This window comes from Sulfurovum sp. (genome assembly GCA_026990595.1).
In the GTDB taxonomy this organism is placed as follows: domain Bacteria; phylum Campylobacterota; class Campylobacteria; order Campylobacterales; family Sulfurovaceae; genus Sulfurovum.
The window spans coordinates 132445-148317 of sequence record JALXCZ010000008.1; the positions used below are offsets into that span (position 1 = coordinate 132445).

A 15873-nucleotide genomic window follows, 5' to 3' on the forward strand; every position below is an offset into this window, starting at 1 on the left:
TATAGTAGAAAGTATTAAAAAAATACAAATTTAAAAAACTATTGAGAGTATACTCTCAATAGTTAGATTTAAAAACTAAACTCTTTATCAACTTCACAATCAGATAAGACAAATGTTCCATCTTCTCCATTATTTGAAGTTGTCACTTTGTATCTTACATAAGGTCGTACACATGCATTTGGATCATTTTTTTCCAATGAAATAATAGTTATATTTTTACTTTTCTTTATTTCACAACTAAAAGTCGAATTCATTAATACCCATGTATCCTCTGTTCCAGTTTCAACTGTTCCATAAAGTGTTACTGTTTCTGTTGTACCTTTTGTTATAGTTTTTGTAATACCTGTAAGTCCAAAAGGACTATGTTTATGTAATGTTTCAAATTTAACTTCTCCACCTCTTAGCTGTTTACCTGTTTCAGGATTCTCACTTATCAGATTGACAAGGATTCCTACACGTTTACCAGGCATATAGGCTGCCGGGTATTTGACTGTAACAAACGTTTTTCCTTCAGCATCAAGTCTATATGTACCATCTGTAGAATCAACTTTAGTTTCATATTCAAGATATTCATCACTACAAATATCATTACGGTAGTTATGTCCAACTGCAAATCCAAGTGCGGTATAGTTTTCTCCTTCATATGTATCTGATAAGATCAACTTACTGGCACTGGATATACTATCTATTTCCCATTTCCCATTTACCTCATAAGTACGTACATTTCCAAAGATAGCTACAATATCTCTATTGAGATCTATTCCTTTTAAACTTACAGGATCAAATGCACTAAAAGGTGCTTTACCTACTACATCTAAATTTACTTGATTATTTTCTGTTACATTTGCATATACAGCAGGAGTATTTTGTCCGTAAATAATACGATCTCCATTTGCATCTTTTGCATATCCTGCCATAACACCCACTGATATTGTAGGTGATGTATTTATATTGTTGTTATATTTGTCAGATGCAGAAATTAAAAACTTTTGTTCAAACCATTTTGTATCAGGATTATATGCTGTTCCGGCATCAGTAATAGACAACGCTGTGGGAGGTCCTGATAATACAGTAATTGCATATGTCTTTGTTAATACTCTAGCAAATCCTTTTTTGTTCTTGTAATTAATAGTAATTTTAATATCAGAAAGTCCAGAAATCTCTTTTGCTGCTTTCAAGTATAGATTTATACTACTTTTCCCTGTAATTTCAAGTTTACCTACCGCTGCTCCTACAGCATCACTAGGATCAATCAATTTAAGCACATCCGGTTTATTTGATTCAATAGTAATCTTCTCTACCTGATTTGCAGGAATTACTGTTTGTGTATCTTTATCTATTAAAGATACAACATAAAGTTTTCTTTCATCAAGTCCTAAAGTATTACCTCCATCTGCAGTTACAAATGTCATACCATAATTTACAAAATCATTACCTACATCTGGTGTATCATTATTATCTGGTGGTGTTATTGTACCGGTTGTCAAATTAATCGTTACACTATCGCAAACAGCATTATCGGACTCCATACAAAACTTTACATCAAAACTACTATCTGTGATTGTATCAGGTGCTCTGTATGCAAAAGTTGCATTCCCCTGCTCATCTGTTACTACAGTTGAAGTGAAGAAGGAACCATTAGTTACACTATTATTGATTTTTATTTTCTCATTTGCAAGTGCTGTTTTACCCAATGCGAGATGCACAATGACAGATTTTTCAACATTCGATGTATTAATATCCAAATTTTTACTTGCAGGATCAATGATCGTCAGGACACTTTTTAAGGTTCCATCTATAATAGACGTTGCATTAACATCAACTCGAGCTGTCGTAAAAGAACGTGTTGCAGTCTGTCCATCTGCTGCTAGTGTATTGGTTCCGCTTAACTGATATGAAGTAGGTACACACGACGGGTCTGTCAATGTTCCTGTCAAAACAACATCTTTACTCGGTGTAGTTGAATCCAAAGAAACAGTATCAGGATTTGCCGATACAGAACCCGAGACAAGGGAACATCCGCCTAAAGATATATCCATACTATTAAGTGTAGCGACTACACTGCTTTCATACGTACTTGTCACTCTCACATTTGCTGCTATATTGCCGCTATTTTTGTCTACAGTAATATTCTGCAATGTTGTAGTGATTGTACCTTTTGTATTGCTTCCTCCTGTCCCATCTGGTTTACTGTTACTACCACACGCAGACAAAATCAAACCTATGACAAGCATAAATGCATATATACTATTTTTTTTCATTTTTCATTCCTTCTATGAATTCAACTATTCCATCATTAATAAAGGTAGTTAATACCAAATACCACGCCACCGGTATGATCAAATTTATCAGCACTTGACAGTGAATATCTGTATCCAAGATCTACATCAATATGTTCCATTACTTCAGCTACAAAACCGATCTGTGCACCATAAAGAAATCCACTTTCATCAATATCAGTACTTTCATAATTCATATATCCGGCATTCACTCCTAAATAGGGTTTGAAATAACTCTGTTCTTCTGTTGAATTAAGGAAGAAATAATCAACGGACACCATTAATTTTTCAGTATTCTGATCCCCCTCATCAAAGTAGTTTAAAAGTAGCATGCTTCTCCACTCATCTAACTGTGCTCCTACACGCAAACCATATTCAACACCAGTTTCTTTATGATCAAGTTCTCCAAAAATACCCCCAGTATCGCCTTGAACTTCTGTTGCACTTACTTCCAGACCAATGAACTTCTCACCTTCTGATATATCTCTTGCATAAAGTGAACTTCCCATTACCGCACATAACGCTACAATCGCTATTTTTTTTACCATGATAAACTCCTTGTCCTTGTTTAAATTATACATTTATAAAAATGCTTATGGCACAAGGATAACATATTTTTATATTTTTTAAGATTAAATATTTTAAAATATTACAGAAATAACTTATCATTGCAATATATTTGACCTATCGTCTAAAATATATCAATCTCTCATCTTTGCTCAAACTTTTGCATGATTATATGATAAAAATGTCAAAAAATGTCAAACTAATACTAAAAACCATAGTTGGAGGATAAATTATTTTTTAAAGATTTTGTATAATGATAAAAGTGGTAGTAAGAGGGGGACTTGAACCCCCGACCTCCGGCTTATGAGACCAGCGCTCTAACCAGCTGAGCTACCTTACCACTAATGAAGAGACGGAATTTTAGCTAAAGATGGCTTTATTGTCAATAGTTTTTTAAAAAAGTTACAAAAAAAGGTTTTTAAACTAGCTAAAAGAGTATTGTTTAGTCATAGTGACTCATATATATTAAATAATTTAGAATAACCTACTTGACATTTTTATAAAAAATGACTACAATATCACCATTAAAAAATAACATACAAATAAAGGAGCTGATATGGCATTTATACCATTAGCAAATCGTGTTCTTGTTGAAAGAGAAGAACAGACAAACACAACGGCATCAGGTATTATCATCCCTGATACAGCAAAGGAAAAACCTTTACAGGGGAAAGTGATCGCAGTAGGTCCGGAAGCAAAAGAAGCTGGGATATCCGAAGGTGATACCGTCGTTTTTGCTGACTTTTCCGGTATGGAAATAACGATAGAAGGGTCTGAGTACCTTATCTTATTAAGCAAAGAGATCTTAGGTCTTATAAAATAAATAGGGAGTAATAATTATGGCAAAAGAAATATTTTTTTCAGATACAGCAAGAAATGGACTTTATGAAGGTGTTACAAAGCTCGCAGATGCAGTGAAAGTAACCATGGGACCTAGAGGTCGCAATGTGCTGATTCAAAAAAGTTTCGGAGCACCACATATCACCAAAGATGGAGTATCTGTTGCAAGAGAGATCGAACTCACTGACTCATTAGAGAATATGGGTGCACAACTGGTTAAAGAGGTAGCCAGTAACACAGCAGATGAAGCAGGTGACGGTACGACTACAGCTACAGTACTTGCACACTCTATCTTCAAAGAGGGACTTAGAAACATCACAGCTGGTGCAAACCCTATAGAAGTAAAAAGAGGTATGGATAAAGCCTCCAATGCGATCATCGAAGAACTCAAAAAGATCTCAAAAGAAGTAAAAGACAAAAAAGAGATCGCTCAGGTAGCAACGATCTCTGCAAACTCTGATGAGACCATTGGTAACCTTATTGCCGAAGCAATGGAGAAAGTAGGTAAAGACGGGGTGATCACTGTTGAAGAGGCAAAAGGGATCAATGATGATCTTGAAGTGGTTGAAGGTATGCAGTTTGACAGAGGCTACCTCTCTCCGTACTTTGTAACAAACACAGAGAAAATGACCTGCGAAATGGAAAACCCTCTTTTACTCATTACTGATGCAAAAATCACATCTCTGAAAGATCTGGTACCGGTACTTGAGCAAATACAGCAAAGCGGAAGACCACTTCTCATCATCTCTGATGATCTTGAAGGTGAAGCATTGGCAACACTGGTACTTAATAGACTGAAAGGTGTATTGAACATCTCAGCAGTCAAAGCACCAGGTTTCGGTGACAGAAAAAAAGAGATGCTTAAAGATATTGCTATCTTGACTGGTGCAACAGTTATCACGGACGAGTTAGGACTAAGTCTGGATAAAGCTACACTGAATGATCTTGGTCAAGCTGCAAGAGTCGTCATAGACAAAGACAATACAGTTATCGTAGACGGTAAAGGTGACAGTGCCGCAGTTGAATCCAGAGTAAATGAGATTAAAGTTCAGATCGGGAATACTACAAGCGAGTATGACAAAGAGAAGCTGCAGGAGAGACTTGCAAAACTCTCCGGTGGTGTTGCGGTTATCAAAGTAGGTGCAGCCACTGAAACTGAAATGAAAGAGAAAAAAGACAGAGTGGATGATGCACTCTCAGCAACTAAAGCAGCTGTAGATGAGGGAATCGTTATCGGTGGTGGTGCCGCACTTATTAAAGCATCACAGGCTGTCAATTTTGACTTAGATGGAGATGAAGCAGTAGGGGCAGAGATCATTTTGAGAGCTGTGTATGCACCGATGAAGCAAATTGCTCAGAATGCCGGATTTGATGCGGGTGTTGTTGCAGATAAAATTGCAAATTCCACTGATGCAAATTTAGGGTTTAATGCTGCAACAGGCAACTATGTAGATATGCTTAAAGCAGGGATTATTGATCCGCTTAAAGTAGAAAGAGTAGCACTTCAAAATGCTACCTCTGTTGCAAGTCTGCTTCTTACAACAGAGGCTACTGTATCAGATATCAAAGAAGCACCAACTGCTGCACCTGCTATGCCAGATATGGGTGGTATGGGCGGAATGCCTGGTATGATGTAACAAGATTCCGGAGCTAAGCTTCGGAATCTTGTTACTCTTTATCTTAATAACTCTTGAAACTCAGCTGCAGGTAGTGGCTTAGAGAATAAATAGCCTTGTGCATGATCACAACCAAAATCATAAAGCAATCCTGACTCTTTTGAGGTTTCAACTCCCTCTGCAACAACTTCAAAGCCTAATCCGTGGATCAATGCAATCATCGCCTTTACAGTAATTTGATGATCAAGATTTGAATACATATCAAAGATCAATGATCTGTCTATTTTTATCATAGACAGGGGAAGCATCTGTAAATGTTTTAAGGAAGAAACACTCGCACCGAAATGATCAATTGCAATGGAAAGTCCCAATTCCTTAAAACGTTTAAAATCTTCCATTGTTTGCTCTATGTTTGACATTGCTGTACTCTCTCTAATATCAAGATTGAAATCTCTAGGGTCAACCGAATGATCTTCAAACAGAATTTCAAGCTTTTGGATCAGTTTATCGACATGCATCTCTTTCAGAGAAAGATTCAGTGTTGTTTTAAATTTTTTCAAACCATTATCATCCCAAAGTTTTCGTTGCTTGATGGCTTCCCTGAAAACATACTCTCCTATATCCACGATAAGACCTGTTTTTTCTGCAACATTTAAAAATTTATCGGCTGTGATCACCCCTAATTCCGGGTGTTTCCATCGGAGCAAGGCTTCTGCTCCTATCATCTCCTCTGTTTTTAAATTAAAGATCGGTTGATAATAGAGAAAAAATTCATGATTTTTTAATCCAGCTTGTATCTCTTCATTTATTTTAGCTTCATCTTTATGCATAGGTTGAAACTCTGTTGTGTAGAACTCTATATTTGAATCACTCTCTTTTTGTGCATCATTTAATGCAATATAAAGGTGGTTGACCAATTTTGCAGCATTCTCTCCGTCATTGGGATATTTAACCGCTCCTATGGATGCACTTAAATGAATATTATTCTCTTCCTTATGAAAGTAATTTAGATCAATGATCAGTTTTTTGGCAATATCTCTTGCTTTGTCTTCACTGGGTTCGTTATTGACTACCAAAAGAAATTTGTCACAATCCATACGATATACTTTGAACTCATCTTTTAGATTATCAGTTAAATACTTTGCTGTTCTTTTTATGATCTTGTTTGTATAATCATGTCCCAGAGTGGCTTGCAATTCTGTAAAATGGTCTATGCCAAGTAAAAAAAGTGTGAATGATCTTGAATTCTTTTGTGTCTCTATCGCTAAAGTATTAATATCTGTCAATGCCACAAACTGACTTGGCAACCCAGTAAGAAAATCTATACCACCGTCTTTATTTATAGTTTTTGCTTCCGCAGGAATAACCCTCTGCATATCAATAATACAGGTAATACTTTTATCAATATTCCATTGGCTTTTATCAACATAAATATTAACCTGTTTCATTTTTCCGGATATGACCAAAAGTACATTTTGCAAATGAAAATTCTCTTTATGTGCCGCGATCTGCTCTTTTAAGACTTCAAAAAAATCTCTAGGATCTTTTGTATCTATTTTTAATTCTATTTTATTGGCATTTAGAGGAATTTTATTCTCTTCCTCCAAAGAAAAAAGTTTTTTCGTTGCACCGTTCGCAAAAATAATATCAAAATTCTCAGACAATACCATCATGGCTTCATCATAATACTCTTTCTCTTTTTTAAAAAAATATAATTCCTTTGCAATAGCTTTTATTTTTTCTTTATATCTTTTCTGTAGCCAAAAGATCACTATCCCAAACAGGATGAGGATCAAACTTCCTACAACGATATTCATATCCATTTTTTCTTTTCCTTATCGTAATAATTTTTGAAATTCAAATACCGGCAACGGTTTTGAAAAGTAATAACCTTGCATAAAATCACATCCGTAAGATGCTATCAGTTCATACATTCTTTTATTTTCTATTCCTTCGACTACTATTTTAACTCCCAGATTATGTCCCAGTTCTATCATCGCTTTGACAATTCTCTGATCTTCTTTATTGGTCAATATATAATCTACCAAAGTTTTATCGATCTTTAAGACATCGGCAGGGAATTTCTTCAAATAGGAGAAAGAAGTATACCCTGTACCAAAATCATCCAACGCAATAGGGATACCCAGTTTTTTCAATGCAGTAAACTGTTTATGTGTCAATTCCTCACTGATCATGGCAGAACCTTCTGTGATCTCATACTTAATATTCTCAGGGTTTATCTGATGGAACTGCAGCTGTTTTGCGACATTTTCAACAAATCCTTCTGACTCTATTTCTAAAAGTGTAAGATTAATAGAAACTTCTATCTGTTTGAATTTAAAAAGTTCCCAACGCTTTTGCTGCTTTAACACTTCTTCCAGTATATATTTTCCCAGTTCAATAACAAAACCTGTTTTTTCCATCAGAGGGATGAATACAATAGGCGGTATAAGACCATATTTTGGATGATTCCATCGTATCAGTGCTTCTGCGGCCACAACTTCTTTATTTTTAGCATCTACAATAGGTTGATAATAAACTTCAAATTCATCTTTCTTCAAAGCCTCATGCATCTCGTTATGTAGTGTCAATTCATTATAATCATGCTGTATATCACTGGGAATATAAATATGTATCCGGCCATATCCATTCTTTTCTGCCTGTGCCAATGCTTTATAGGCATTATCAAATAGATTCAGAGTAGCTCCACTGTCAGGATAGATACTTATCCCGACAGAGGCTGTCAAGTGCAATTTTGCATCTTCCATTTTATAAAATGATGCCAGTCTTTTTTGTATGATTTTCACTATAGAAAGTACTTCATCTGAAGAATTTATATCCGGTATTGTAAGTAAAAAATTATTATGATAGGTATGATACACAGAAAAAGCATGTTCTTTTGCTAAAGCATCTAAATAGTCAGCTACTTTTATAAGAATAATATTTGCCTGTTCGTGACCAATAATAGACCGCAATTTTGAAAAATTGTCAATATCAAGCAATACCAATGCAAGTTTTTGATCTTTTAGATGTATTTTGGAATAAAGGGCATTCAAATCATGCAGTGCTTGCGCCTGATTGGGTAATTTGGTAAGTTTGTGCCGATAACCTAAAGCCGTTTTCTCTTCCTCTTTACTCAAATCATGTATTGAAACAATGGTGCACCACTGCCGATGGGTATCATCCATTGGAAAAGTATCTATATAAAGGTTTATAGGTATTTCATCAATATTTTTATTTTCTGTTAACAACTTTGATTGTAAAAATGACTGCATCTTTTCTTCTGTTTTTTTATAATTATCTTTTACCAATTGATCCAATGTTATCCATTCTCTTTTTACCTTTATCTTAAGTATGACATTAAGCGGTTTGGCAATATCATTTTCCTTAAGATCAAGTAGTCTCATCATTGACCTGTTGGCATAAACTACTTCATTTCTATCAGACAGCATTAAAATTGCATCTTCTGAAATATCAAATGCTTTTTGGAATGCTTCTATCTTCTTTTCTGTTGACTGTTTGATCTTTTCTTTTGATCTTTTAAGTGTATAAATATATATAAGTAAGGAAAGTATAATCAATACAAACAAAAAAATATTTCCTGCTGTCCATTGACTAAATAGTGGTTGTAATACAGATAGTATTTCCATTTATTTGCTTACCTTCCTTACCCTTTTTAAACTCAATTATATCATACAAGGTTGAAACCTTGTGCAATACTTTTTGTCAGCATTAATAATCAAATCTCTTTTTTCTCTAAACATATCGCTTCAATTTTTATAAAAGCATCCGTAAGCATAAATCTGTCATTTATAGCAATATTCTCCAGGGAAACAGGTTTTCCATGAGATGATACCTGTACCCAACCTTTTTTGCACTGTAATTTTGGATCATTCATCTCTGTTTTTTTACGCATATATTCTAAATATTGTTCTTTTTGCTGTAAAATAAAAGAGAGACTTTGTCTAAAACTCTTTTGTAAGATCGGCAGTTGTGATTCAAAACGTTCCAATCTATACCGTATCAGCCTTTTAAATTCTTCTTCAAGACGGTTGAACTCTGTTCGTACCTCTTTTAGTTGTTGTAATGGAGAACTTCTAACAAGAAGCTCTTCTATATGCTTTAATGCCAGCATTTTTTGGTAAATTTTCTGTTCTATGCCATAGATAAACCGCTGTGTACTCTCTTCCAACATATAGAGTATCTCCTGAGTATCAGGAAGAATCATCTCCATTGCTGCACTGGGAGTCGGTGCACGCAAATCGGCTACAAGATCACTGATCATTACATCTACTTCATGCCCAACCGCAGAGACTACCGGTGTCTGCATTGCAAAGATTGCATCTGCAACTACTTCTTCATTGAAGCACCAAAGATCTTCTGTACTCCCCCCACCGCGTCCAACAACAACAATGTCCATACCTAACCTGTCTGCATACTGTAGACTTTTTGCTATTTGTGCAGATGCTGATTCACCCTGAACCAAAGTATCAATGATCCACACTTCAACAAGAGACCAACGTTTTTCTATGATCTTGATCATATCATGTAAAGCAGCACTCTCTTTGGCTGTGACCAATGCTATTTTTTTTATATGTTTGGGAACAGCTTTTTTTCTCTGGGCATCAAAATAGCCTTTTGCTTTGAGTTTCTCTTTAAGCTGTTCATACGCCAAAGCCAAAGCTCCTTTGCCATAAGGTTCGATATGTACAGCATAAAATTGATATTCTCCTCTTGGTGTATAAACACCTACTGAACCTTCTACAACAATATGCATTCCTTTTTCCAAACGAAATTTCAACTTCAAGACATTGGAGCGCCACATTACACATTTGACAGAACTCTCTTTATCTTTAATGGAAAAATAGACATGCCCTGAAGTATGATAGGTCACTGAAGCAACTTCACCCTCAACAAGAATATGCATAAAGGTAGCTTCAAGGAGAGATTTTATTTTTGTGTTGAGTGAAGAGACGGTCATCATATTTTGTGACATAAAACCTCCGTAGGGTGTTGTGCCTTACAACACCGATATATAATTTATTGGTGTTGTCATGGAACAACACCCTACACTATTTTTTTTGTGCAACTAGAAGTGTACTTATCCCCATAGAAAAAGACTTGGTATACTTCATCTCAAATCCTGCTTCTTCCAACTCTTTTGCAAGCATTTCTGTAGTCAAAAACTCTTCAATAGAATCGGGAAGATATTTATACGCTTCGTAGTTCTTAGAAATAAAACCACCGACACGAGGCAGTACATTTTTCATTCCAAAATCAACGATTTTATCTACAAGCCCTCTTCTGTTTTGCTTGGTAAATTCCAAGATAACAACCAAACCTCCTGGCTTTAATGCACGGTTAAATTCTTGAAGTGCCTCTACTCTGTCAACTACATTTCGGATACCGTAACTGATAGAGATCACATCACTGCTCTCATCAGTAATAGGCAAGGCTTGGGCTTTCCCCTCTATAAATGTTGCAAAATCCACTTTGCCGCGAGCCACTTCCAACATCCCTACTGACGGGTCTACACCTACATATTTATCTATATTTACACCATTTTTAACCGCTTGCTCTCTCCAATAGATAAGCAGGTCACCAGTCCCTGTAGCAACATCTGTGATCTGTCCCAACTCTTTTTTACCTAGTATCTCAAAAGCTTTGTCACACCCTTTTTTACGCCACTGAATATCAATTCCCATACTCAATACTCTATTGGCTTTATCATATGTTGATGCAATGTCATCAAACATTGTGACTATTTTTTCTTGTTTTTCATCTTTATCTGTGAGTTTTTCAATGCCCAATTTGTCTGCTCCATATCATGAGATCTACATCTTTTTTTTCTATATGCAGAAACTCTAAATTCATTGTAGTATTATAGGTTAAATTATTGGTAGAAAGCTTAGGTATCTGGTAGATCAGCATCCAATCCACTTTATCATTCAGAGCCTGTAACATTCCCTCTCCACCTTCTACCATAACAAAAGAAGGATGCTCTAAAAAATCTAAATTATCACTTACTTTTACTTCTCTTTGGAGAACATGAAAAAGAGGGATATCTTTGTCAAAATCATCTTTTCTTGAATATATTATTATATTGGGAGATTTACCTTCTGTAAACCTGCTATCCAAAGTAGGTCTGTCAATTCTTACAGTATTACCACCTATAAGCAAGGTATCACACACTTCTCTTAACTGATGTACATGCTTTAAAGAACTTTTGGAGCTAAGATATCCTCCACCTATGCGTCCATTGGTTGTTTGCGCCAGCTTAAAAAGGACAAAGGCTCGCTTTTGCCATATCATAAATGGCTCAAGAAGGGCTTGACACGCTTCTTCCAATACACCTATTGTCGGGGGGGCAAGGATACCCCGACCTACAATATCAAGTCCACCACCATGCCCTATTATGGGGTCTTTGGTACCTATAATTATCTGTTTTAGATGCAACTTTTCCAACAATAGCGCACAAGAAGGGGTTTTACCTGTGTGGGCACATGGCTCAAGTGTCACATAAATGGTACATTCAGAGAAAAATCCTATGGGAAGTTCCAAAAGGAAAGCATGTCCTTTTTGAGCATCAAATCTGTCAAAATCGATTTTGTTTTGTGAAAGTATTTCATAGGCAGCCAGTAGTGCCAATACTTCTGCATGAGAAGTACCTGCTTTTTGATGTGCCTGGATAGCTAAAATTTTACCTTCTAAAGTAACGACCGCACCTACCGCAGGGTTTGGATAGGTAAGTCCCTGATATTTCCAGGCTTCATTCAGCGCAAGTTGCATATAGATTTCATCAATATTCATATGCAACTCCTTCAATATGTTATTATGACTAATTATTCCAGTCGTAATATGTTTTTGCTGTACCTACTTGGGAATATGTCACTGTTTCATCACCATGTTTGGTTTCAACAACAAAGCTGTTGCTATCAGCACTTTTTAACATACCTTTAAGTCTCTCTTCTCCCGGTATTTTTATCTTAACTTTTTCACCAATCGCATTTTGAAAATGCACGGGTTTCGTCAGTTTTCTTTCAATCCCAGGAGAGCTTACTTCCAATCTATAGGCACCGTTCATCGGAGGATGTACATCTAGAAAAGGTGAGAGTTCATTAGAAATAGTTGCACAAAGATCAAGCTCAATTCCACCTGTTTTAGTAATGTAGACACGAAAGATCGTCTCATCAAATTCAGTGACCACTTCAGTGTCATAAAGCGCGGCACCATTGGCTTCTATGATCTTTGCTATCTGTGATTCAAGACTCATTTGATCCCTCTTCTTTCTTGCTGATCTGTTTAAAAAGTTCTTCTATGCGGCTTACCTTTTCCAACTGTTCATCAAATTCAAATGTAAACCTTGGTGCTTTAAACCACCCTTCACTTTGCTTACAATGATTTTGGATATATCCTGCTACAGTTCTTAGCTGTCTCAGTGCTTCACCTTGTTCTTTGGGTGTTAAAAATGACTTCTCAAGGTAAACTTTTGCATCACTTCTACCTTTAGAACAAACTACATCTGTAACCAAAAGAGAATTTATACGACTATCATCAAGCGTAGCTAATGCTTCAGGGATGATCTCCTTAAGTACAGATTCTACTCTATGGCGTTTGATCTCTTCCTGTGTCATTTTAGAGTTTTACCTGCTCTTCTACATCTTTGAAGGTTTCAATCACATCACCCTCTTTAATATCATTAAAGTTCTCAAGCATAATACCACATTCATAACCATTTTTCACTTCTCTTGCATCTTCATTGAAACGCTTGAGTGAAGAGATAGAACTCTCATAGACTACTACACCATCACGTATAAGTCTGGCTTTAGAGTTTCTTGTGATCACACCATCAGAAACTTTACAACCTGCAATTGTTCCGACTTTACCGACGACAAACGTCTCGCGTACGTCTGCCTGACCAGTTACCTCTTCAGAGATAACTGGGCTCATCATACCACCAAGCAACGCTTTTACTTCATCCAGAAGGTCATAGATAATAGAGTAAGTACGGATCTCAATACCAAGTTCTTTGGCTTTCTTTTTCACTGCACCTGTTGGACGGACATTAAATCCTAAGACAACTGAATGCTCAGAAGCATCTGCAAGTGTAAGATCACTCTCGGTAACCCCACCTACACCTTCGTGAATAATGTTTACTTTCACTTCTTCATTTCTAAGTTTTTCCAAAGAACCTTTGATTGCCTCAAGAGAACCTTGTACATCTGCTTTAATAATAATCGGAAGAGATTTTAACTGACCTTCAGCGATCAGTGCAGACAGGTCATCCAGTGTTGCTTTAGTAGACTTAGAAAGTACTTTTGCTCTCTCAAACTCTGCACGTTTTTCTGCAAGCTCACGTACCTCTTTATCTGTATCCATAACAAGAAGTTCTTCTCCTGCTCCAGGTACATCATTAAGCCCTACAATGGCCGCCGGTGTTGATGGTCCAATTGCTTTGGTATTGGAACCATCATCAAGTCTAATTGCTTTAATACGTCCATAGGTCTTACCCACGATAACATTGTCACCAACATGGAGCGTACCGTTTTTAATGATAACATTTGCAACCGGTCCAAAACCTTTTTCAAGGGATGCTTCCACAACCACTGCTTTAGCATCTAATGCAGGGTTTGCTTTAAGCTCCATAAGTTCAGCTTGTAAAAGAATAGTCTCAAGCAGATCATCAATTCCTAAACCTGAATGTGCAGAGACAGGTACAAATTCATATTCTCCGCCCCAATCCGTTGCCATTACATCAATCTCAGCAAGTTGTGCTTTCACATTGTCCGGGTTTGCTGCTTCTTTATCCATCTTATTCACAGCAATGATCATAGGAACACCGGCAGCTTTAGTATGGGCAATCGCCTCTTTCGTTTGAGGCATAACACCGTCATCTGCCGCAACAACGATAATGACAATATCAGTTGCCTGAGCACCACGGGCTCTCATCTCAGTAAAGGCTTCATGACCAGGAGTATCAACAAAAGTGATTTTTTTACCATTTTTCTCTACCTGGTAAGCACCTACATGTTGAGTGATACCTCCCGCTTCTCTATCGGCTACTTTTGCTGTACGTATTTTATCAAGTAATGATGTCTTACCATGGTCAACGTGTCCCATAATGGTAATCACCGGTGGACGTTCTACTGCATTTTCATCTTCTTCGACATCATATGAATCTTTTACAGTAAGCTCATCAAGTGGATTGACAGTCGTTACTTCGACTTCAAACTCTTCTGCAAGAATTTCTATCTCATCTTTAGAAAGGAAATCATTTTTGGTTACCATCATACCAAGTGCAAAAAGGCAACCTATCACTTCACTCATCGAACGATTCACTTTTTCTGCAAACTCATAAACCCTTACATTTTCGGGGATTTCAACGGAAGTGATCACTTCCGTATTTTCCTCTTTTGTATACTTCTTGCGTTTACCACCACGCTTAAGAGAGCGTCTTTGTTGAGGACGGAACGGTTGTCTGCCTTTTACAGGTCCACCATTTGCTGCTTCTCTTTTTTTCATCTCTTCTTTACGTTTTTGTTCCTGACGCATCATCTCTTCATAAATATTCTTATCAGAGAAATCCAACAGTACGACTTCTTCATCACCAAATCCGCTATCAATATCAGTACTCATACTGTCATGATTGAAAATATCGATCTTTGTACCGCTCTCTTTTGCCTGAGCTGGTCCTTTTTTAGGTTTCTTTTTGCCTATGTAAGGTGTTTGGTCACCCATAGATATCTTGGTTGCAGCTCTGACCGGTGCTGGTTTTGCTTTTCTGACGATCTTGATACCTGAGCGCGAAAGTACTCTTTTTTTCGGTTTTTCTTCTGAGCCTTCATTTTTTTCCTCAGAAGAAGCTTCTAGCTCTGTTTTTTTACTGACGACGGAGATACCTTTACGTTTTTTAGCCACTGCTTTTTTAACAGGTTCTTCAACAGGTTCTTCTTTTGTAATTTCTTCATTTAGAATTTTTTCTGCTTCCGTTTCAACATTTACTGTCTCTTCAGTGATTTCAGGAACTACTTCTTCCCTGGTAATGGCTTCAGTTATCTCCTCCACTATTTCTTCAGGCACTTTTTCTTCTGTGCTCTCTTCTACTTTTTTCTTTGTTACAGTGATCTTTTTTGTTTTACTACCTGGTTTCTTAAACCCTTTAGGCAATGTTCCGCTGATCGCATAATCTACGAGCATACCGGCATCATCAAAACTGATCGTGCTGTTAGCTGCTTTGACATCAAAGCCTAATTCTTTAGCTTTTTCTATCAGGTCTTGGTTGGAAAGTCCTGCTTCAGCTGCTATTTCTTGGATCTTAACTTTATCCATTATTCATTAACTCCTTTAAAAGCTTAGTGAATTGCTCTTGATCTTGTTTAAAGCGTTTCACTAAGCCTTTGATTTTTTTTTCATTTTGACTGCACACAGTACAAAGGTAAAAACTTCTACCAATACCATTAAATGCTATAACATTCTCACTTTCTTGTTTCAAACGTATCAAACTGTTTTGAGGATGTCTGTTGCGGCAAGTGATGCACATTCGTATGGGCTGTGATTTTTTCATGCGTATT

Annotated in this window: 13 protein-coding genes and 1 tRNA gene; 2 read left to right on the top strand and 12 right to left on the bottom strand. The window is 36.6% G+C overall.

All coding sequences use genetic code 11. The features are described from left to right. Nucleotides 1–68 precede the first annotated feature (68 nt). The 3 genes from MVE01_RS02850 to MVE01_RS02860 all read right to left on the bottom strand — a co-directional run bounded on the left by MVE01_RS02850 (nucleotide 69) and on the right by MVE01_RS02860 (nucleotide 3186). Complete coding sequence (locus MVE01_RS02850; protein ID WP_472560650.1) at nucleotides 69–2261, bottom strand: hypothetical protein; 2193 nt, start codon at nucleotides 2259–2261, stop codon at nucleotides 69–71. A 35-nt stretch (nucleotides 2262–2296) separates the two neighbouring features. Continuing rightward, nucleotides 2297–2827 (bottom strand): hypothetical protein, encoded by a 531-nt coding sequence (locus tag MVE01_RS02855; RefSeq protein ID WP_472560651.1) that lies wholly within the window; start codon nucleotides 2825–2827, stop codon nucleotides 2297–2299. Nucleotides 2828–3109: 282 nt separating this feature from the next. Then, nucleotides 3110–3186: transfer RNA gene (locus MVE01_RS02860), tRNA-Met, on the bottom strand. A 216-nt stretch (nucleotides 3187–3402) separates the two neighbouring features. Between MVE01_RS02860 and groES the strand changes: the two genes are divergently transcribed. Continuing rightward, complete coding sequence (gene groES, locus MVE01_RS02865) at nucleotides 3403–3669, top strand: co-chaperone GroES (protein WP_472560652.1); 267 nt, start codon at nucleotides 3403–3405, stop codon at nucleotides 3667–3669. A gap of 16 nt (nucleotides 3670–3685) precedes the next feature. Next, complete coding sequence (gene groL, locus MVE01_RS02870; RefSeq protein ID WP_472560653.1) at nucleotides 3686–5323, top strand: chaperonin GroEL; 1638 nt, start codon at nucleotides 3686–3688, stop codon at nucleotides 5321–5323. A 38-nt stretch (nucleotides 5324–5361) separates the two neighbouring features. On the opposite strand, the gene MVE01_RS02875 is transcribed toward groL, so the two are convergent. The 9 genes from MVE01_RS02875 to MVE01_RS02915 all read right to left on the bottom strand — a co-directional run bounded on the left by MVE01_RS02875 (nucleotide 5362) and on the right by MVE01_RS02915 (nucleotide 15866). Continuing rightward, nucleotides 5362–7125: a putative bifunctional diguanylate cyclase/phosphodiesterase gene (locus MVE01_RS02875; RefSeq protein WP_472560654.1), complete on the bottom strand. Its 1764-nt coding sequence runs from the start codon at nucleotides 7123–7125 to the stop codon at nucleotides 5362–5364. A gap of 12 nt (nucleotides 7126–7137) precedes the next feature. Further along, a complete protein-coding gene (locus tag MVE01_RS02880; protein WP_472560655.1) occupies nucleotides 7138–8952 on the bottom strand; it encodes a putative bifunctional diguanylate cyclase/phosphodiesterase in 1815 nt (604 codons plus the stop codon). Between the two features lie 89 nt (nucleotides 8953–9041). Next, a complete protein-coding gene (gene xseA / locus MVE01_RS02885; protein WP_472560656.1) occupies nucleotides 9042–10298 on the bottom strand; it encodes an exodeoxyribonuclease VII large subunit in 1257 nt (418 codons plus the stop codon). 76 nt (nucleotides 10299–10374) lie between these two features. After that, entirely contained in the window at nucleotides 10375–11112 is a 738-nt protein-coding gene (ubiE, locus tag MVE01_RS02890; protein WP_472560657.1) for a bifunctional demethylmenaquinone methyltransferase/2-methoxy-6-polyprenyl-1,4-benzoquinol methylase UbiE, read from the bottom strand. Beyond that, complete coding sequence (ribD, locus tag MVE01_RS02895; protein ID WP_472560658.1) at nucleotides 11102–12112, bottom strand: bifunctional diaminohydroxyphosphoribosylaminopyrimidine deaminase/5-amino-6-(5-phosphoribosylamino)uracil reductase RibD; 1011 nt, start codon at nucleotides 12110–12112, stop codon at nucleotides 11102–11104. The genes ubiE and ribD overlap by 11 nt, the downstream gene beginning before the upstream one ends. A 28-nt stretch (nucleotides 12113–12140) precedes the next feature. Beyond that, on the bottom strand, nucleotides 12141–12575 hold the full coding sequence (rimP, locus tag MVE01_RS02900) for a ribosome maturation factor RimP (RefSeq protein WP_472560659.1): 435 nt from the start codon (nucleotides 12573–12575) through the stop codon (nucleotides 12141–12143). After that, on the bottom strand, nucleotides 12565–12936 hold the full coding sequence (rbfA, locus tag MVE01_RS02905; RefSeq protein WP_472560660.1) for a 30S ribosome-binding factor RbfA: 372 nt from the start codon (nucleotides 12934–12936) through the stop codon (nucleotides 12565–12567). The genes rimP and rbfA overlap by 11 nt, the downstream gene beginning before the upstream one ends. 1 nt (nucleotide 12937) lies before the next feature. After that, nucleotides 12938–15631, bottom strand: coding sequence for a translation initiation factor IF-2 (gene infB / locus MVE01_RS02910; protein ID WP_472560661.1), 2694 nt, complete (start codon nucleotides 15629–15631; stop codon nucleotides 12938–12940). Then, a complete protein-coding gene (locus MVE01_RS02915; protein ID WP_472560662.1) occupies nucleotides 15624–15866 on the bottom strand; it encodes a DUF448 domain-containing protein in 243 nt (80 codons plus the stop codon). Before MVE01_RS02915 ends, infB begins: the two co-directional genes overlap by 8 nt. Nucleotides 15867–15873 lie beyond the last annotated feature (7 nt).